Origin of the sequence: Rathayibacter tanaceti (assembly GCF_009834165.1) — a bacterium.
In the GTDB taxonomy this organism is placed as follows: domain Bacteria; phylum Actinomycetota; class Actinomycetes; order Actinomycetales; family Microbacteriaceae; genus Rathayibacter; species Rathayibacter tanaceti.
Map to the genome: position 1 here is coordinate 2,782,837 of NZ_CP047186.1, position 17,179 is coordinate 2,800,015.

Below are 17,179 nucleotides of genomic sequence, written 5' to 3' on the forward strand. Positions count from 1 at the left end.
AGAACGTGCGGAACCGGTGGTCCAGCGCTGCGCGACGCGTCCATGACGACCACTCACGGCGGCTTAGACAACCGAATCCGTCGATCGCGCAACCCGAGCGCTCCCGCCCGGCACCCTCCCGGCTGCGCGCGCTCGCCTCGCCGTACACTGCGAGAGGATCGGAGGGGCCATGCGAGGACGGCGGACGGGGCGGAGCCCCGGCGACGTGACCCCTGCCGGCACCACGACCCCTCTCGGCACCACGACGACCCCGTCCTCCGACTCCGTGCTCGACTCGGCCGACGATGTCGCCCCGGGGATGCGCATCGCCGCCGCCTGGTCGTGGCGCTTCCTCGCGGTCGCGGCAGTTCTCTATCTCGTCGTGCGGCTCGTCTCGATGCTGCCCGTCATCGTCGTTCCGGTGCTCATCGCCCTGCTGCTCACCGCCCTGCTCACCCCGCTCCGCGACCGGCTCGAGCGGCTGCACCTCCCCCGGCCGCTCGCCGTGCTCGTCTCGATCCTCGCGATGCTGATGGCGCTCACCGGGCTCGTCGGGCTCGTGATCGTGCAGTCGCGTACCGGCTTCAACGGAGTCGGCGCGCGCGCGCTCGACGCGGTGGACGGTGTCGAGGCGTGGCTGCGGAGCCCGCCCCTCTCGCTCTCGGACGTGCAGCTCGGCGACTGGGCGCAGCGCGCGGTCTCCTGGGCCGACGCGCAGGCCGCGACCATCGCCTCCGGAGCGCTCGCCGTCGGCTCGCAGGTCGCCGAGGTCTTCGCGGGGACGCTGCTCACCCTCTTCTCGCTCATCTTTTTGCTGCTCGACGGGCGCCGGATCTGGCGGTGGATCCTCCGGCTGCTGCCGCAGCGTGCTCGCCCGGCGATGGAGCATGCCGGTGCGGCGGGCTGGCGCACTCTGAGCCAGTTCGTTCTCGCGCAGCTGGGTGTCGCCGCGATCAACGCCGTCGGCATCGGGATCGGAGCGCTGGCCCTGCAGCTGCCGCTGGTGGTGCCGATCGCGATCGTGGTGTTCCTCGGCTCGTTCGTGCCGATCCTCGGCGCGATCGCCACGGGAGCGCTCGCCGCGGTGGTGGCGCTGCTGTTCAGCGGGCCGGTGGCCGCACTGGTCATGATCGGAGTCGTGATCGTCGTGCACCTGCTCGAGGGGCACGTGCTGCAGCCGCTGATCCTCGGAACCGCCGTGAAGGTGCATCCGCTCGCCGTCGTCCTCGGCGTGGCGACCGGGCTCGAGGTCGCGGGGCTCGCGGGCGCACTGTTCGCGGTGCCGACGATCGCGACGCTGAACGCGGCGATCACCGCTCTGCGCACGCGCCCCGCGGGGACGGGGTGAGCGCGTTCGATCCTGGCGCGCGGCCGGGGTCGACGGTGCTCCCGGCTCTCGCGTGCCCGGTCTGCGGCGGCTCCCTCGCGCCCGACGCTCTGCCGCGACCCGGGTCGCTCCGCTGCCCGGTCGGGCACAGCGCCGATGTGGCCCGCCAGGGCTACGCGTCCCTGCTGCGCGGCCGGCACGCCACGTCGGGCGACACCCCGGCGATGGTCCAGGCGCGGGAGGAGCTGCTCGGCTCCGGCCACTACCGTGCGATCCAGGAGGCGGTGGCCGCGGCGGTCCCGGACGGCGCGCGGCTCGTGGTCGATCTGGGCTGCGGCACGGGGGCGTACCTGGCGGCGGTGCTCGACGCGCATCCGGAGGCGGACGGCCTCGGCCTCGACCTGTCGGCGCCCGCCGCCCGCCGCGCCGCTCGCGCGCATCCGCGGGCGGCCGTCGCGACAGCCGATCTCTGGCAGCCGCTCCCACTGGCCGACGCCTCGGCCGACGCGCTACTGACGGTCTTCGCGCCCCGGAACGCGCCGGAGATGCGGCGGGTGCTGCGATCGGGCGGCATCGCCGTGGTGGTGACTCCACGCGAGCGGCACCTCGCTGAGATCCGTGAACGGTTCGGGATGCTCGGCATCGACGCGGGCAAGGCCGAGCGGCTCGAGGAGCAGCTCACGGGGTTCATGCTCGCCCGGCGGGACGAGATCGATCACCCTGTCGAGATGACAGTGCCCGAGCTGCGCGCCGAGGTTCTGATGGGGCCGAGCGCGCACCATCTGGATCCTCGGGCGCTGGACGCGGCACTGGCTCAGCAGGACGGGACGACGACGGTGACCGTCGCGGTGACCGTCTCGAGGTTCGTCAGGGCCTGATTCCCGCGCGACGGGACGAGCCCCCGGGCACAGGACCTGGATCCAGCGCCCGGAGGCTCGTCGCCCGGCGGCGCCGCGCTCATGCGGCGTCCGTCGCGCGAGCGACCGGCTCTAGAAAGCCTCTGTGCCGAAGTGGATCCAGTAGCCGGCATTCTGTGTGAGCGTGTTCGAGAAGCCCGAGTGCACGGTTGCGCCGTTGATGCGGATGGCTCCCGGAGGGTTCGGCAGCCTCCAGCCCGTGCTGCCGCTGTCTGCCGCAACCTTCGTCCATCGCTGGGGTCCGCCCGGCGCACCGAGGTAGGTGCGCAGGGTCGCCTGATCCGCGAGGGTCCAGCCCAGCCCGAACTGCCGGGTCGAGTTCGCCGCCACACTGGCGGTCGCGGTGAAGACGTAGCGGGTATAGGTCAGGTTGTCGCGCGTGTAGTTGCCCGCGGTGGTCCGGGTCCAGCCCTCGTTGGACTCCGGCGGGTTCGCGACGGTTCGCGCGGGGAGGTCGATCTGGACCTGGATCGTGCCCGTCCAGGTGCAATTCGTGGCGTTCTTGAACGCGTAGTTTGCCTTCATCCGCGACCCCGGAAGAGCGACGCCAATGCCCAGACGATCACCGGAGGAATTGGAGAGCAGTTCTCCGAACCAACCGTCGCTGCTGTCGCGGATGTAGGCGGCACCGGTCGAGGTGATGGACGGAGTGCAGGGGGTCGTAGACGCTGCCGCAAGAGGCGCTGCCGCCACTCCGGCCACGACAGGAACAGTCCAGACCGCTCCTCGCACAATGGAACGACGACCTACTCCGCCCTCGGACGGAACGGACCACCCGTCGTCCAGGCTGATGTCGTGCTTGCCGTCGTCATAGTTCTTCTTCATGTCTTCTCCATAAGGGGATCGGTGCAGGGACAGCTCATATGCTCAGCGGTCCGTGACCGGCACGAGACGTCGGCGGACGATGTCTGGATTTTCCGGTCGAGGTCGTCGGAGTCTCAGGTCGGCGGCAACCCACCCTCCATCGGGGTACTGCATCATGCAGAGGGGATGGGACCGCCCCTCCCGGCCACCACAGTGGTGGACTCCTCCCTGACTGGCGGCTGCGATGCGGGTTCCGGAAGCACGGGCGAGCGGCGATCTCGGCGTCGCTCTCGTGGGCGACGAGGCGGCGGACTGGCTGGTCGGGCAGGGGATGCGGGTGGTGTCTCCGGGCAAGGAGCTCCGGGTTCTCGGAGACCGTCTCCAGATCGGCGATGTCACCGTCCGGCGGCTTTACCACAGTGGGCGCCGAGTGATCAGACAGCCGACCGAGAGCGGACTCCTGCTCTGCATGCTCGTCGATGGAGAGATCGGTCTCGCGTCTCGCGACGAAGAGATGTCGCTGATGAAAGGCGAGGGATACCTCTCGGTAGAGAAAGAGGACCACACCGTGATCAGCGAGTCCTCCTACGGAGTCGTGGAGGTCGAAGTCAGCGCACTGTTCAGCAGTCGGTTCGGAGTGCCGATCCCCGCGAGAGTGACGAGGATCGAGCAGGACAGCGGCAGTCTGCGCATCCTTCTCGCCACGGTGATCAGCACCCTCAACGCAGCCTCCACGCTCACCGCGTCGAGCTGGGGTCATCTGGCCGGGTGCATCGAGAGCGCTGCAGCCGCGGTCGTCAGCGAGTGCGGGCCGTCGCTCGCGCAGGGTACTCCCACGGTGGTCGGCCGCCTCCTGGCCAGGGCCGACGCGGTGCTGCGCACGCACTACGCCGACGAGAGTTTCGGGGTGGGAGCCCTGGCCGAGATTCTGGCGGTGTCGACGAGCAGCCTCCACGCAGCCTTCTCGATGATCGGCACCACGCCGATGCGCGAGCTGCGGCGCGTGCGGGTCGACGCCGCCCTCCGGATCCTCGGTCGGCGCTCCGAGGTGCGCCGGGAGGACGAGGAGGAGGCGGCGAGGCTCGTCGGCTTCTCCTCGCGACGGGCGCTCGTGGCAGCGAGGCGAGCCGTCGACGCGGAGGAGCGGATCGAGTCGCTCCCTCATCGATCGGCGCTCTGACGCTCGGTCAGAGACTCTCGCGGAGGCGCTCCTGGTCGACGACGGCCGCACGGTCGGCGAGGCGGCGGAGTCCCGCGAGGGGCTGCGCCATCCGGTGGTTGCCGCGGAGCACCGGCTCGACACGGTCGAGGAACGCCCAGTACCCCGCGGTCACCGGGCAAGCGTTCTCGCCCAGGCGCACCTTCGGGTCGAAGCGGCAGCCTCCGCAGTAGTCCGACATCCGGTCGATGTAGGCGCCGCCCGAGGCGTAGGGCTTCGTCGCGACGACTCCGCCGTCGGCGTACTGCGACATACCGATCACGTTGGCCGGCATCACCCATTCGGTGCCGTCGACGAAGACATCGACGAACCAGTCGCTGAGCGCAGCCGGATCCCAGCCCCGCTGGAGGCCCCAGTTCCCCAGAACCATCAGTCGCTGGATGTGGTGCGCCCAGCCGTGGCGCCGGACGTCGTCGAGCGTCTCGTGCAGGCAGTTCGCCTCAATGCCGCTTGCGTCGAGCGCGAGCAGCTCCTCGGGCAGCGGGGCCGAGGCGCCGAGCGCCCGGCTCCGGCTGCGGTACTCCGGGCCCAGGTGCCAGAACAGGTTCCAGACGTAGTCGCGCCAGCCGAGGATCTGGCGGACGAAACCCTCGGTGGCGGCGATCGGCGCACCTCCCGCGGCGTACTCCGCCTCGGCGGCGTCGATGACGGCACGCGGATCGAGCACGCCCAGGTTCATCGGCGCGCTCAGCAGCGAGTGCGCCATCGTCCAGTCGCCCGACAGCATCGCGTCCTCGTAGGTGCCGAAGTCGCCCAGGCGCGACGAGACGAAGTCGGCGAGCGCCGCCTCCGCCTCCGCGGGCGTCGCGGCGAACCGGCGCGGGCCGTCAGCGCCGACCAGGCGCACAGCGCCCTCGGCCTCCCACCGGGCCAGGTCGGCGCGCACTTCCTCATCGATGTCGTCCTCCTCGGGCCACCACGGGTCGGGCAGACCGAGGCGGGAGGCGCCCTTCGGCGGCGGCTGACGGTTGTCGTGATCGAAGTTCCAGCGTCCGCCCTCCGGCTGGTCACCGCGCATCAGCACACCGGTGCGCTCGCGGCTCCAGCGGTAGAAGTCCTCGAGCAGCAGGCGCTTGCCGCCGCGCGCGAGCGCCCACTCGCGGAAATCCGCCTCCGCCGTGACGAAGCCGCGGCTGGGCAGGATGCTCATCCCCCGTCTTCTGGCGAGGCGCCGGGCTCCCCTGGTGGGCGGATCGACCACCTCGAGGTCGTCGCGGCCGTCGAGAGCCTCGGCGAAGGTCTCGGCGCGGACGTACTCGACGCGATCGCCGAGCTCGCGGCCCCGATGCCGGAGCGACGAGAGGAGCAGCTGCGCTTTGGCCCGGTGTATCGGGCGACGGCCGAAGGCGGCGCGGGCCTCGACGAGGAGCATCGGGCCGCCGTCGTCGAACGCCGGACCGAGCTGGCCGATGACGCTCCAGCGGGTGCGAGGGGGACTGCTCATGCTCGTCACGCTAGGCCGGCCGCTCGGTCGCGGCCAGGAGTTGCGCGGCACGGATGTGCAGGCGCCACGTCTTGCACGCCCGCCCACGATGCAGAAGTGTCGGACCGAGCGCGGTCGATCGGACCGCGCACCGACGCGATGAGGCGAGGAGGCCGACATGGCCCACCACGAAGAGAACCACGAGAACCACGAGACGAACGAGGCAGGCCACGGGCGCCATCTCGCCGATGCCTCGGAGACCGAGGGCGAGTACACCTCGACCGACGGCGTCTCGCACACCGTCAGCGAGGAGGAGGGCAGCTACATCGACACCTCCGAGAACGACGAGGACACCTCGGTGAAGGGCAGCTACGTCGACACCGGCGCGGCCGGCACCGAGGGTGAGGGCGAAGGCGAGTACACCGACAGGGACGAATGACCCGGGCGCTGAGGGCCCGGTCGGAGTCGGCATCCGCGCCGGCCGCGGCCCCTCGGCAGCAGGGCGTCGCTTCAGCCAGGCTTCAGCGGGCGCGCGGCTAGCCTGGGCGCAGACTGCCGAGCCACCGGGAGGACGCCATCCGCATTCTGATCGTCGACGACGAGATCACCCTGCTGCGGGCCCTCGAGACCGGGCTGGAGGCCGAGGGCTTCGCCGTCGACACCGCGGCGACCGGCACCGACGCGCTCTGGTTCGCGCAAGAGGCCGACTACGCCGCCATCGTGCTCGACCTGATGCTCCCCGATGTGAGCGGGTTCCGGGTCTGCGAGCGGCTGCGCGCCTCCGGCGACTGGACGCCGATCCTGATGCTCACCGCCAAGGACGGCGACCTCGACCAGGTCGAGGCGCTCGACACCGGCGCGGACGACTACCTCACCAAGCCCTTCTCGTTCCCCGTGCTGGTGGCTCGGCTGCGGGCGCTGATCCGGCGCGGCGCCACCGAGCGTCCCGCGGTCCGCGTCGTCGGCGACCTGGCGCTCGATCCCGCCTCCAAGCACGTCGAGCGCGCGGGAGTCGCCGTGCCGCTGACGGCGCGGGAGTTCAGCGTGCTCGAGTACCTGGTCTCGCGCGCCGGCGAGGTCGTCTCGAAGCGCGAGGTCCTCGGCGCGGTCTGGGACTTCGACTACGACGGCGACCCCAACATCGTCGAGGTCTACATCCGGACCCTGCGCAACAAGATCGACCGCCCCTTCGGCCGCGACTCCATCAGGACGCAGCGCGGCGCGGGCTATTCGCTGGTGGCCGAGTGAGCAGAGTGAGCAGGCGGACGCTGCGGACTCGGATCACCGCTGCTGCCAGTGCGGTGGTCGCCGCCGCGGCACTGCTCGGGAGCGCGGCGTTCGTCGTCGTGCTCTCGTCGGTCCTCGCGTCGAGTGCCGCCACGGCGGCCGAGGGCGAGGCGGAGCGGGTCGCGGCCCTGGTCGAGCGGGGCGGGGCGGAGGCTGTGCGCGGCTCCGAGGGTCTCGTGCAGCTCGTGACCGATGGGCGCGTCGTGGCCGCCGGCGATGACGCCGACGACCTGCCGCCGCTGGCCGTCTCCGAGCACGACGGCCCGGTCACCGTCGACCTCGCCGAGGACGGACCGGTGGTCGTGGCGACGCAAGAGCTCGACGACGGTTCGCTGGTGGTCGTCGGCGTTCCCGACGAGGCGCGGGCGGAGGCGGTGGCGACGACCGTCGCGCTGCTCGCCGTCGCGGTGCCGCTGCTCGTCGTCTTCGTGGCGGTGGTCTGCTGGGTGGTGGTCGGGAGGGCGCTGCGGCCGGTGGAGCGGATGCGCGCCGAGGCCGAGGCGGTCACCTCCTCCGCCCTGGACCGCCGCATCGAGGCGCCGGGCTCGGGCGACGAGATCGACCGCCTGGCGCAGACGCTCAACCGGATGCTCGACCGGCTGCAGAGCGGGCAGGAACGTCAGCGCCGCTTCGTCTCCGACGCCTCGCACGAGCTGCGCTCCCCCGTCGCGGCTCTGCGCCAGACCGCCGAGGTGGCGCTCGCGCACCCTGACCGCCTCGACTCCGTTCGGCTCGCCACGACCGTGGCGCAGGAGTCGGTGCGCCTGGGCGGCCTGATCGAGGGGCTGCTGCTGCTCGCCCGGGCCGACGAGGCGCGCCTCGTGGTGACGGCGGCGCCCGTCGACCTCGACGATCTGGCCCTGCTTGAGGTGCGCCGACTGCGCGACTCCGGCGTGCTCGTCGACGCGAGCGGAGTCTCGCCCGTGCAGGTCGTGGCCGACGAGGCCCTGCTCTCACGGGCGCTGCGCAACCTGGTCGACAACGCGGTGCGGCACCGTGTCTCCCGCCTGGCGCTCACCTGCCGGTCCGACGGGGCAGAGGCGGTGCTCGCGGTGGACGACGACGGCCCGGGGATCCCGGACGCCGAGCGCGAGCGGGTGCTCGAGCGCTTCGTGCGACTGGACGAGGGGCGGGCGCGCGACGCCGGCGGATCGGGCCTGGGGCTGGCGATCGTGGCCGGGATCGCGGCGGCGCACGGCGGTCGGGTGATCGTCGGCGGATCGGCGCTGGGCGGGGCGCGTGTCGAGGTGCGGGTGCCGCTGGCCCGGGGCTGAGATCCGGTCAGCGCGCACGCACGATCGGCTCGGGCGCTTCAGGGTGGCTTCAGTGGCCACCGGCGAGAGTGCAGGAGGCGTCGACGAGCGGCGCCGGAACGGAGCGCATCGTGCAGAAGAAGACCAGGATCATCGCGGGGATCGCCGGAGCGGTCGTGCTGATCGGAGCGGGAACGGGCATCGCCTACGCCGCGACCGACGGCTTCGACGGCCGGGAGTCCCTGACCGGCAGCGACCTCGACCGCGCGAGCGAGGCGGCCCTCGCCGAGATCGGCGGCGGCACCGTGACCGCGGCGGAGCGCGACGACGATGGAGCGACCGGCTACGAGCTCGAGCTGCGCGACGAGGACGGCCTCGAGTACGACGTGCGCCTCGATGACTCCTTCGTCGTCGTCGCCGTCGACCCCGACGACGACCGTGCCCGGAGCGACGCCTCCCCGGCCGCCGGCACCGTGGATCCGGACGACCTCACGGGCGAGGACCTCACCCGCGCGAGCGATGCCGCCCTCGCGGCGGTCGGCGCGGGAACCGTCACCGGCGCGGAGCGCAGCGATGACGCCGACCACGCCTTCGAGGTGGAGGTCACCCGAGCAGACGGGACCGACGTGGACGTCGAGCTCGACGCGTCCTTCGCCGTGCTGTCGACGCGGGAGTAGCGTGCGGCGCGGTCAGCCGCGGCCGGGTCCGGAGGAGTCGCCGCCCGCGCCCGGAGCGCTGCCGCCGTTGCCGGAGGAGTCGCCGCCGGTCGCGGGGGCATCACCGTTGCTCCCGGAGGAATCGCCGCTTCTGCCGGGAGCGTCACCGCTGTTCCCCGGAGCTCCGGGCGCCTCCTCGGTCGGCTCGGCGGGCTCGACGGGCTCCTCCGGCGTCTCGACGGGCTCCTCCGGCGTCTCGACGGGCTCCTCCGGCGTGGGCTCGGGGGCGGGCGCCTCCTCCGTTGCGGCCGGAGCGGGCTCCGGATCCTCCTCGACAGGCCCCGTCTCCTCCGGGGTCGTCTGCCCGGGGGCACTGCTCGGAGTCCGGACCGGAGTCGGATCGTCGGCTCCTCCGACGAGCGCGTCGAGGTCGGCGCGAACCGCATCGACCCGCGCCTGCACCGTGGCCGCGCGCTCGGCCGACACCGATCCGCCCGCGAGCGCGGAGTCGAGGGCGCTCTGCAGTCCAGCGAGCTCGGCCAGCGCGCCCGGGTAGTCCTCGGCCGACGCCCTCTCGGCCACGGCCACGACCGCGTCGTCGAGGGTCTGCGCCGTACCCTCGTCGATCCCCTGCGGCGCGGCGGAGCATCCGCTCAGCAGCAGGGCGGAGGCGAGCACGGCACCGGCGGCCCGCAGACGCAGCCGCCTCATGAGCGGATGCTCTCGCGCAGCTGCCGGAGGTGGTCGCCGAGCTCGCCGTCCACCGCGGGCAGCGGAGACTGCGGACCGTCGACGAGGATCACTGCGAGCCCGACCGCCACCGCGATGAGCGCGAGCACCAGGACGAGGAGCCACGGATTCGGGCCTCGGCGTCGAGGGGCAGAGGAGGCCGGCGGCGCGGGATCCACGGGCAGCGCTGTCGTGGCGAGGACCCGGGTGGCGGGGTCCGCTTCACCCGCGTCGATTCTCGTCGTCGAGTCGAGCGGAGCCGTCGGCGTCAGCAGCTCGGTCCGGTCGGAAGCCTCGGCCGGCAGCAGCTGGGTGGCCGGTGCAGGCAGATCCGGTACGACGATCCCCGTCGGCGGGCCGTCTCGGCGCGGGTCGATCAGCCGGCGTGCCGATTCCGCCACCTGGAGCGCGGTCGGCCTCGCCTCGGGCTCGCGCCGGGTCATCGCGGTGAGGAGGGAGGACCACCCCGCGCCGAGCGACTCCGAGACCTCCGGGTCGCGCAGCACCCGGGCGAGCGTGACCTCGATCGCCGACCCGGTGAACGGCCGGCGACCCGTCAACGACTCCAGGAGCACCAGCCCCAGCGAGTAGATGTCGCTCGCGGGGGTGAGCTGGTCGCCGTGCGCCTGCTCGGGACTGAGGTAGGCGGCCGTGCCGAGGAGGGTGCCGGGCTCTGTGATGCGGGTCGAGTCGATGAGCGAGGCGATGCCGAAGTCGGCGAGCTTGGGCCGGAACTCGCGGCTGGTCAGCGGGCTGGGCACGAGGAGGACGTTCGAGGGCTTGACGTCGCGGTGCACGACTCCCGCAGCGTGCACCGTGTGCAGGGCCTCGCCGAGATCGCCCGCCATCGAGGCCACATCGTTCGGCGCGACGGGGCCGGTGGCGAGTCGCTCCGAGAGACTCGGGCCCTCGGCGAGCTCCATCACCATGTAGGCCTGGCCGTTGGTGTCGTCGCCGCCGTCGTGCGCGTCGTACAGGGTCACCAGAGCGGGATGGTTGAGGGCCGCGAGCAGGCGGATCTCGGACGCCTTGCGCTGCAGGTCCTGCGCCTCGTCGATGCCGGGGGAGAACATCTTGAGCGCGACCGAGCGGCCGAGGATCTCGTCGCGAGCGCGGTACACCGTGGCCATGCCGCCGCGGCCGATCAGCTCCTCGATCGTGTAGCGCCGACCGACCGTCGTTCCGACGACGCGGGTCTCGCCTGTCCGGTGGGATGCCACGGGTCCTCCTCGCGGTGCAGCGGCGTGCATGCCGCGCCCCCCGGTGCGACCGTCGTTCCAGGGTAGTACGTCCACTCTGCATGCGCCCGGTCGCACCCGGGGGCGCACCGGGCGGCTGTCAAGCGGGTGCCTCCGTCGCGGCGCCGACGTAGCGTCGGAGGCCCGACGAGAGGCGACGACATGGATCAGGACATCGACCAGGACCGCGCGGAGCACAACGACCAGGGCGCCACCATCGGCGCGCCGGACGGAGCGGCTCCGGCCACCTCCTCCGAGAGCGAGACGATCGAGAAGGACATCTCGGAGTCGCCCGGCAGCGAGCGCGAGACAGAGGCCAAGCAGAACGAGGACCCGGCCGCGAGCCGGACCGAGGTGTCCGGCTCTGCTGAGGTGAACGCCGTCCCCGGCACCGGCGGACCGGACGACGTGGGCGACGTCGAGGTCGACCCCGACGAGGTCTCGCTGAACGGCAAGCCGTTCCCGGGCCACGCCGGCACGACGTAGGGCGGTCGGGAGGCGCGGGGCCGCGCCGCGCCCCGTTCTCAGCCCTGCACGGGCGGGACGGTCGGCGTGGCGTCCGACGGCGGCCGCATGATCGGCGGTCGCGTGAACTGGTCCTCCCACTTCGGGAACGGGACGACCGTCCCAGGTGGCGAGGCAGCCAGCGCAATCGTCGCACTTCGACCGCCGATTGCGAGAATCAAGTCGGGCGCATCGTTCGACCAGAACAACTCGCTGAAAATCCTCAGCGAATACCGACCATTCTCCCGCACCGTCCACGCCACCCGATATCCGTCACCGGTAATGCCCCAGATATCGTGATCACCCGACAAGTCCCGGACATAGTAGTCCCAACCCTTCTCCTCGAAATACCGACGCATCGGCTCCACACCCACCTCATCACCCGACCCACCCGGCACATCCTGAAGTCGGCTTGCCAACAGGTAATAGCTGTTCGCGCCGGTCGCCCCGGGGAGTGGCCCGCCGACGCCTCCGGAAGCACCCGACCACGGAACCCGGTCACCCCCGAGCCAGGTCCACTCCCCGTCACTGATCCGCAGCTGCGCCTCCCGCAACAACTCCTCCACACGCGCATACCGCTCCGCGACCAGAGCGAACTCCTGCTCCTGACTGAGACGCGCGACCTCCGCCCGCGTCAGACCGCCCGCATCCCTCACATCCCGCTCCACTCCCACACCACACCCGACAACCATCACCAGCACCACCACCGCGAGCCCAATGGCCCACCATCGTCGCCCCCACCCCGTCATGGCTTTCCTCCGACCGCGATACGGGCAATCGACCCCATCGTGGTGGAATCGGGCGAGAGGTATCCGACGGCCCCGCCCGATTGATCGGGAGCCATGTCGTGGGTCGTCACCGCGCGCGTGCCCTGGCCTGCTTCGGACGAGAAGACCTGCACGCCGGAGACGTCGCGGGGATCCGTTCGCGTGGGGCCGGCGAAGAATCGACCCCAGAAGGCGGTGCCGTCCGCCCTTGCCTCCGTGGCGTGCACCTCGTCGACATTCAGGCTCGCGACCTCGATCCCCCTGAGGAAGCCTGGCGAGCCGTACGCGACGACATCGTCGATCCGATGCTCGGTGAGCTGCAGTGCGCTGGCGACGAGGGTCGACCCGTAGGAGTGGGCGATGACCGTCACCCGATCGGGCGGGCTGTCGCGCCGAGAGTCGTAGACCCCATCCAGAAAGGTGGCGAAACGGTCAGCACCGGAGGCCGCCCGGTCCATGTTGGGCACCTCGGGGAACGACGGCGCCCGATAGCCGAGCCAGGCGACGACGGCTGTGGGTCCGCCGCCTTGGTACATCGTCGCCGATCGCAGATCAGTCGCCGCGTTCAGATTCCCTTCGATTCCGTCGAGCGTCGTCCCCGCACCGGGCACATTGGCGAGCACCGTCGACGCGGTGTCGAGGTCGCCGATCGAGACGGCGGCGGTCAACATGCTGTCATCGGATCCGAACCCGATCAGCTGGGCGACGGTGCCTCCGAGCCGTGCCTGTCCATCGGCCCTGGCCAACCCCGCCACTAGAGCGTCCACCTGCCGCTCGAACTCCTCCAGCGACGGCCCGTCGGGAGACGCCAGTCCCATCGCGCTCCGCACCCCGCCGGGTCGGCGACCGCATCGGCGAGCAGCGAACGAGAGGCGACGTCTCGGGCGACGGCCGGCAGCCCGTCGAGGCCCGCAAGACCGACACGTGTCGCCAGAAGCAGCGCAGCGATGTCCTCCGGCGCGAGATCCAGCCGGGCCCACTCCGCCGCCACCGCGGCCGAATCCAGGCTCGGCTCCAGCAGCCGCAGCAGAACGGGTGGCGTGTGGGAGGAGGCGCGCGCATCGAGCGCGGTGTCGGTCAGACCTGCACCGCCCGCCAGCTCGAACGCGTCAGCGATCCGCTCGGCCCAGTTCGCGTCCTCGGCGAGCGCGACGAGGAAGGCCTCGAAGCCGGCCAGGACGTCGGCCTGCTCGATCTGCGCCCACCAGCAGTCCTCAAGGAAATGGTGCCAGGACGACGTCAGCAGGACGAGCGGGTCGGCCGCCTCGTCGACGAGCGCGCGGACTCCTCCGGCGAAGAGCCGGAGACGGTCGGGGTCGGCCGAGCTGCGCGCGCGGGTCGGCGAACCGCCGCAGTACCGGAACCGCGGCCGAGGGGCGAAGCTGGCCACGATCGGCGTAGGGATGATCGGTTCGGTACTCGGGCGCGGGTCGACGAGCTGCTCCAGGTTCCGCATCGACGCCAGGAGCGGATCGGCCGCGTCGCGCCGCCGCTGGGCCTCGCGCTCCTGCCACTCGGCGAGCTCACGTCGGCGCCGACTCTCGCGGTCGGCCTGACCCGCGACCAGAGTCACCTGCGCCGCCAGCTCGCGCAGCTCGTCGACGAGCCGGTGCCGATCGCCCACCTCGGCCTCGACGTTGTCGTGGAACATCCGCGAGTACGCTCCCGAGAAATCGATCATCGCCTCCTCGACCATCGCGCTCCTCGACGCGAACTGAGCGTCGAGCACGTCCGCCCCCGCTCGCAACCGAGCGCAGAGCGTCTCGGCTGTCTCTGCGTCGAACATCACGATCGACACGGCATCCATCACTCGCGACCTTCCCCTCACCGTCACGCACCGCTGAGGATAGGTCGACGCCGCACCGCGCTGCCGACGCTGGCGTCGAACACCACCTCCCGATCGCCGGATCAGGACCGAGGGGAGCCATCGGATCCCCTCGAGCAGCGAGGAGGCAGGACGCCTCAGCCGACCGGCGTGAGCAGCCCCGGGTCGCGGCGGTCGACCGTGCGGGAGTCGTTGACGCGACGGTCGACCCGATGTGCCGTGAGGGTCGCCGCCACAGCGACCGAAACCCGGTCGAGAGCCGCGAGCATCTCCTCCGTCGACGCGAGCGGAGCCGGATCCAGCCACTCCTCGCGGACGTCCGGAGTGAGGAACACGGGCATCCGCTCGTGCACCTCGCCGGAGGCGTCGCGGGCCTCGCGCGTGATGATCGTGAACGAGAGCCGCCAGTCGTCGCCCTCCCTGCGGGCGGCGTAGAGACCCGCGGCGGCGAGGATCGGCGCATCGCCGTGCACGAACCACGGCTGCTTGCCGTCGGCCCGCGCCTCCCACTCGTAGTAGCCGCGCATCGGGACGATAGCGCGCTGCTTCGCGAAGGCACCGCGGAAGAGTCCGTTTGCGGCGACCGACTCGAGGCGTGCGTTGATCGGCGACGGACCCCTTCCCTTCGACCACGAGGGGGTGAAGCCCCAGGAGGCGAGCTCGAGCTCACGCTCGACCGCACCGTCGTGCAGGCGCTCGCGCACGATCGGGGCACGGTCGGTCGGGGCGACGCTGAAGTCCGGAGCCCAGTCCTCGGCGCGCCCGCCCGCGGCGACGAACTCCTGGATCAGCTCGTCGGTCTCGGAGTCCATCGCGAATCGGCCGCACATGCGGGACACGCTACGCCGCAGCGCCGGTGGCCGCCCTCTTCGAGGGCGCGGACTCCGCTCAGGGTGCGACGCGCTCCTTCGCCGACCAGAACCGCATCAGGGCGCCGGCGAGGAGCGAGCCCAGCGTTCCCGCGGCGAGATCGCCGAGGGTGTCCTCGTAGCCCACGAAGATGGCGGAGTCGATGAAGCGGTGCCCCGCCCACTCCCCCCACTCCCACAGCACGCCGGCCGTCGTGCCGAAGCAGGCGCACAGGACGATCGCCGGGGCGAGCGGCCCGCGCTCACCCGAGACGGCCGGCACGACTCCCGCCCGCGCCGCCACGAGGAAGGCGACGGCCGCGACCAGCCCGTTCAGCACGAAGTGCACCACCAGGTCCCAGCCTGCCCAGGCCTCGTAGAGACCGAGGACGCTGCTCCACGAGGCGACGAGCAGTGCAGCGCCGAACGCCGTATCGAGCGCCGGGCGGATTCCGAGGAACCGCGGGAGCACCAGCCCGATCGCGGCCAGCGCCAGAACGGCGACGTCGACCAGACCCCAGCCGATCCAGGCCGCCACGATGCTCGCCGCTCCAGCGCAGCGCACCGCGTCCGCCAGCCATTCGCCGCGCGTGCGCGGAGGCTGGAGGAAGGTGGCGACGAGGACGGAGCCGCTCACGGATTCGTGAAGCGCAGCACAGCCTGGACCGGCTCGTGGTCGGAGGGGGCCGCCTCGTCGTACCGGACCGCGTTGATCCCCGCCGAGACGACCTCGAAGGCGCCCTCGGTGACCATCAGCCAGTCGATCCGACGCCCCTCCGCCGGCGCCCGATAGTTGGAGTAGGTGCCCCACGACGGGGTGAGGCGGCGCTCGGCGGCGACCCAGGAGTCGGCGAGCCGGCCCTCCTCGACGAGCGCGCGGTAGGGCGCGGTGTCGACATCGGTGTTCGTATCGCCCATGACGATCGCCGGACGGCCGAGCGCCAGCACCCGCTCCGCGAGCAACTCGGCCGAGCGCAGCCGGGACTGCCGCGAGAGGTGGTCGAAGTGGGTGGCCACGACCGTCAGTTCGCGGCTGGTCGCGTGGTCGGTGAGCTCGGCGATCACCGCGGTCCGGGGTATTCGGTTGCCCCAGCTGCGCGAGCCGGCGACATCGGGAGTCTCGGAGAGGGCGATCTGCGTCCAGTGCCGCACGGCGAAGCGACTGCGGTCGATGAAGAGCATCACGCGCTCACCGCTCCGGTCGGGATCGCGGCCGAAGCCCATCGCCTCGAAGGAGGAGCCGAGGGTCTCGTGTACGACGGCCGATTGGTCGGGCAGCGCCTCTTGCACGGCGAGGATCGAGGGGCGCTCCTGCTCGAGGACTCTCTGTACGAGCGGCCTGCGGCGCTCCCACTGATCGACGGCGCGAGAGGTGAGGCGCGGCATCCTCCGACGGATGTTGTACGTCATCACGTGCAGGTCGGGCGCCTCGGTCGGGCCGATCAGAGGCGTCGGGACGATCATGCGACCAGCCTACGGGGCGGCTCGGCGTGATCCGGAGATGTGCGCTGACGGCTCTCGACGGCCCTAGTGTTCGAGCATGCCCCTCTCACCCGCACTCGCTGCGCTCGCCGACGCCTCCTTCGTCTCGCTGACGACCTTCCGGAAGACTGGCGCCGGCGTCTCGACCCCCGTCTGGATCGCGCGCGACGGCGACGGGTTGATCGTGACCACACCGCGCCGGAGTGGCAAGGTGAAGCGCCTCCGCAACGACCCTCGAGTGACGCTGGCGCCGTGCGACCGGCGTGGTCGGGTCGCCGAGGGTGCGGCCGTCGTGGAGGCGAGCGCCCGGATCGACGCCGACCCACGCGAGGTCGAGCGCCTCGGCCGCGTGTTCCTGGCGAAGTACCGGCTCGAGTACCGCGTGTTCCTGCTGATCGAGCGCCTCGTCACCCGGGGCGACCGCACCCGCGTGATGCTGCGCGTGACGGACCACTGAGCCCCCTCGCCGCGCGGCGAACGACGGTGCTCCTGCGCGCCGTGCGGCCGCTCATCGGGCCCGTCCCGGTGACGCGCCGCCGCCGGGCCGGCTCGAGCACCCGCTCGGCGACGATCCGGCAAGCAGGTCACGCACCGCTCGAGCGGGAGCGACGGCCCGCCGATCCGATCGGCGGAACGACGGAGGGCGGGACCGGCTGGTCCCGCCCTCCGTCGTTCGATGCCCTACTCCGAGGGCTCCTCCGGCTCTCCGCCGGACACGGTGTCGGTGTCGCCACCACCGGACGAGGTGTCCGTCCCGGTGCCGTCGGGGAGTTCCTCGGTCTTCTCGGTGTCCTCACCCGTGGTGCGGTCGCTGCTCATGGCGCTCTCCCTTCCCGTCGGCGCTCTGCCGACCCTCCCACTCTGCACCGCGAACGTCCGGCTGGGCAGGGGGTGGCGGAGGCGGCTCCGCCGTGACGGATC

General features: G+C 71.9%; 20 protein-coding genes. 9 read left to right on the forward strand and 11 right to left on the reverse strand.

Going from position 1 to position 17,179, the window contains the following annotated elements; genetic code table 11:
- Window positions 1–205: 205 nt before the first annotated feature.
- Window positions 206–1,327 (forward strand): AI-2E family transporter, encoded by a 1,122-nt coding sequence (locus GSU10_RS13145; RefSeq protein ID WP_158286108.1) that lies wholly within the window; start codon window positions 206–208, stop codon window positions 1,325–1,327.
- A complete protein-coding gene (locus GSU10_RS13150) occupies window positions 1,324–2,184 on the forward strand; it encodes a methyltransferase domain-containing protein (RefSeq protein ID WP_132505010.1) in 861 nt (286 codons plus the stop codon). The genes GSU10_RS13145 and GSU10_RS13150 overlap by 4 nt, the downstream gene beginning before the upstream one ends.
- Before the next feature lie 111 nt (window positions 2,185–2,295).
- Here GSU10_RS13150 and GSU10_RS13155 read toward each other — a convergent pair whose 3' ends face one another.
- Window positions 2,296–3,048, reverse strand: a complete 753-nt coding sequence (locus GSU10_RS13155; protein ID WP_068209663.1) for a hypothetical protein — start codon at window positions 3,046–3,048, stop codon at window positions 2,296–2,298.
- A gap of 223 nt (window positions 3,049–3,271) precedes the next feature.
- On the opposite strand from GSU10_RS13155, the gene GSU10_RS13160 reads away from it, so the two are divergent.
- Complete coding sequence (locus tag GSU10_RS13160; protein WP_068209666.1) at window positions 3,272–4,207, forward strand: helix-turn-helix domain-containing protein; 936 nt, start codon at window positions 3,272–3,274, stop codon at window positions 4,205–4,207.
- 7 nt (window positions 4,208–4,214) lie between these two features.
- Here the strand turns inward: GSU10_RS13160 and GSU10_RS13165 are convergent, their stop codons facing one another.
- The gene (locus GSU10_RS13165) at window positions 4,215–5,690 is read right to left on the reverse strand and encodes a cryptochrome/photolyase family protein (RefSeq protein WP_068209669.1); all 1,476 of its coding nucleotides are present in this window, start codon (window positions 5,688–5,690) and stop codon (window positions 4,215–4,217) included.
- A 157-nt stretch (window positions 5,691–5,847) separates the two neighbouring features.
- On the opposite strand from GSU10_RS13165, the gene GSU10_RS13170 reads away from it, so the two are divergent.
- The 4 genes from GSU10_RS13170 (at window position 5,848) to GSU10_RS13185 (ending at window position 8,886) form a co-directional block, all read left to right on the forward strand.
- Window positions 5,848–6,108 carry a hypothetical protein gene (locus GSU10_RS13170; RefSeq protein WP_068209672.1) on the forward strand — a complete coding sequence of 87 codons (261 nt, stop codon included), beginning with the start codon at window positions 5,848–5,850 and terminating at the stop codon, window positions 6,106–6,108.
- Window positions 6,109–6,245: 137 nt separating this feature from the next.
- Complete coding sequence (locus tag GSU10_RS13175; protein ID WP_068209675.1) at window positions 6,246–6,917, forward strand: response regulator transcription factor; 672 nt, start codon at window positions 6,246–6,248, stop codon at window positions 6,915–6,917.
- 5 nt (window positions 6,918–6,922) lie between these two features.
- The gene (locus GSU10_RS13180) at window positions 6,923–8,230 is read left to right on the forward strand and encodes a sensor histidine kinase (protein WP_132505012.1); all 1,308 of its coding nucleotides are present in this window, start codon (window positions 6,923–6,925) and stop codon (window positions 8,228–8,230) included.
- Between the two features lie 110 nt (window positions 8,231–8,340).
- Complete coding sequence (locus GSU10_RS13185; RefSeq protein WP_158286109.1) at window positions 8,341–8,886, forward strand: PepSY domain-containing protein; 546 nt, start codon at window positions 8,341–8,343, stop codon at window positions 8,884–8,886.
- 12 nt (window positions 8,887–8,898) lie between these two features.
- Here the strand turns inward: GSU10_RS13185 and GSU10_RS13190 are convergent, their stop codons facing one another.
- Entirely contained in the window at window positions 8,899–9,576 is a 678-nt protein-coding gene (locus tag GSU10_RS13190) for a type 2 periplasmic-binding domain-containing protein (protein ID WP_068209682.1), read from the reverse strand.
- The gene (locus tag GSU10_RS13195) at window positions 9,573–10,814 is read right to left on the reverse strand and encodes a serine/threonine-protein kinase (protein WP_158286110.1); all 1,242 of its coding nucleotides are present in this window, start codon (window positions 10,812–10,814) and stop codon (window positions 9,573–9,575) included. Before GSU10_RS13195 ends, GSU10_RS13190 begins: the two co-directional genes overlap by 4 nt.
- A gap of 180 nt (window positions 10,815–10,994) precedes the next feature.
- On the opposite strand from GSU10_RS13195, the gene GSU10_RS13200 reads away from it, so the two are divergent.
- Entirely contained in the window at window positions 10,995–11,318 is a 324-nt protein-coding gene (locus GSU10_RS13200; RefSeq protein ID WP_068209688.1) for a hypothetical protein, read from the forward strand.
- Between the two features lie 38 nt (window positions 11,319–11,356).
- On the opposite strand, the gene GSU10_RS13205 is transcribed toward GSU10_RS13200, so the two are convergent.
- From GSU10_RS13205 to GSU10_RS13230, 6 genes are all read right to left on the reverse strand, one after another.
- Window positions 11,357–12,085 carry a hypothetical protein gene (locus GSU10_RS13205; RefSeq protein WP_068209691.1) on the reverse strand — a complete coding sequence of 243 codons (729 nt, stop codon included), beginning with the start codon at window positions 12,083–12,085 and terminating at the stop codon, window positions 11,357–11,359.
- Complete coding sequence (locus tag GSU10_RS13210; protein WP_082845052.1) at window positions 12,082–12,921, reverse strand: alpha/beta hydrolase; 840 nt, start codon at window positions 12,919–12,921, stop codon at window positions 12,082–12,084. Before GSU10_RS13210 ends, GSU10_RS13205 begins: the two co-directional genes overlap by 4 nt.
- The gene (locus GSU10_RS13215) at window positions 12,858–13,910 is read right to left on the reverse strand and encodes a hypothetical protein (RefSeq protein ID WP_132505016.1); all 1,053 of its coding nucleotides are present in this window, start codon (window positions 13,908–13,910) and stop codon (window positions 12,858–12,860) included. Before GSU10_RS13215 ends, GSU10_RS13210 begins: the two co-directional genes overlap by 64 nt.
- A gap of 155 nt (window positions 13,911–14,065) precedes the next feature.
- On the reverse strand, window positions 14,066–14,758 hold the full coding sequence (locus GSU10_RS13220; protein WP_068209737.1) for an SOS response-associated peptidase: 693 nt from the start codon (window positions 14,756–14,758) through the stop codon (window positions 14,066–14,068).
- 58 nt (window positions 14,759–14,816) lie between these two features.
- On the reverse strand, window positions 14,817–15,413 hold the full coding sequence (locus tag GSU10_RS13225; protein ID WP_132505018.1) for a DUF2238 domain-containing protein: 597 nt from the start codon (window positions 15,411–15,413) through the stop codon (window positions 14,817–14,819).
- Window positions 15,410–16,240 carry an endonuclease/exonuclease/phosphatase family protein gene (locus GSU10_RS13230; RefSeq protein WP_068209704.1) on the reverse strand — a complete coding sequence of 277 codons (831 nt, stop codon included), beginning with the start codon at window positions 16,238–16,240 and terminating at the stop codon, window positions 15,410–15,412. The genes GSU10_RS13225 and GSU10_RS13230 overlap by 4 nt, the downstream gene beginning before the upstream one ends.
- A gap of 76 nt (window positions 16,241–16,316) precedes the next feature.
- Between GSU10_RS13230 and GSU10_RS13235 the strand changes: the two genes are divergently transcribed.
- Window positions 16,317–16,715 (forward strand): PPOX class F420-dependent oxidoreductase, encoded by a 399-nt coding sequence (locus tag GSU10_RS13235; protein ID WP_068209712.1) that lies wholly within the window; start codon window positions 16,317–16,319, stop codon window positions 16,713–16,715.
- A 224-nt stretch (window positions 16,716–16,939) separates the two neighbouring features.
- Here GSU10_RS13235 and GSU10_RS13240 read toward each other — a convergent pair whose 3' ends face one another.
- Window positions 16,940–17,077 (reverse strand): hypothetical protein, encoded by a 138-nt coding sequence (locus GSU10_RS13240; RefSeq protein WP_158286112.1) that lies wholly within the window; start codon window positions 17,075–17,077, stop codon window positions 16,940–16,942.
- Window positions 17,078–17,179: the final 102 nt, after the last annotated feature.

Coding starts and splice junctions, on each gene's coding strand:
- GSU10_RS13155 (WP_068209663.1), bottom strand. CDS start 3,048: ATGAAGAAGAACTATGACGACGGCAAGCACGACATCAGCCTGGACGAC.
- GSU10_RS13160 (WP_068209666.1), top strand. CDS start 3,272: ATGCGGGTTCCGGAAGCACGGGCGAGCGGCGATCTCGGCGTCGCTCTC.
- GSU10_RS13165 (WP_068209669.1), bottom strand. CDS start 5,690: ATGAGCAGTCCCCCTCGCACCCGCTGGAGCGTCATCGGCCAGCTCGGT.
- GSU10_RS13170 (WP_068209672.1), top strand. CDS start 5,848: ATGGCCCACCACGAAGAGAACCACGAGAACCACGAGACGAACGAGGCA.
- GSU10_RS13190 (WP_068209682.1), bottom strand. CDS start 9,576: ATGAGGCGGCTGCGTCTGCGGGCCGCCGGTGCCGTGCTCGCCTCCGCC.
- GSU10_RS13200 (WP_068209688.1), top strand. CDS start 10,995: ATGGATCAGGACATCGACCAGGACCGCGCGGAGCACAACGACCAGGGC.
- GSU10_RS13205 (WP_068209691.1), bottom strand. CDS start 12,085: ATGACGGGGTGGGGGCGACGATGGTGGGCCATTGGGCTCGCGGTGGTG.
- GSU10_RS13210 (WP_082845052.1), bottom strand. CDS start 12,921: ATGGGACTGGCGTCTCCCGACGGGCCGTCGCTGGAGGAGTTCGAGCGG.
- GSU10_RS13215 (WP_132505016.1), bottom strand. CDS start 13,910: ATGGATGCCGTGTCGATCGTGATGTTCGACGCAGAGACAGCCGAGACG.
- GSU10_RS13220 (WP_068209737.1), bottom strand. CDS start 14,758: ATGTGCGGCCGATTCGCGATGGACTCCGAGACCGACGAGCTGATCCAG.
- GSU10_RS13230 (WP_068209704.1), bottom strand. CDS start 16,240: ATGATCGTCCCGACGCCTCTGATCGGCCCGACCGAGGCGCCCGACCTG.
- GSU10_RS13235 (WP_068209712.1), top strand. CDS start 16,317: ATGCCCCTCTCACCCGCACTCGCTGCGCTCGCCGACGCCTCCTTCGTC.
- GSU10_RS13240 (WP_158286112.1), bottom strand. CDS start 17,077: ATGAGCAGCGACCGCACCACGGGTGAGGACACCGAGAAGACCGAGGAA.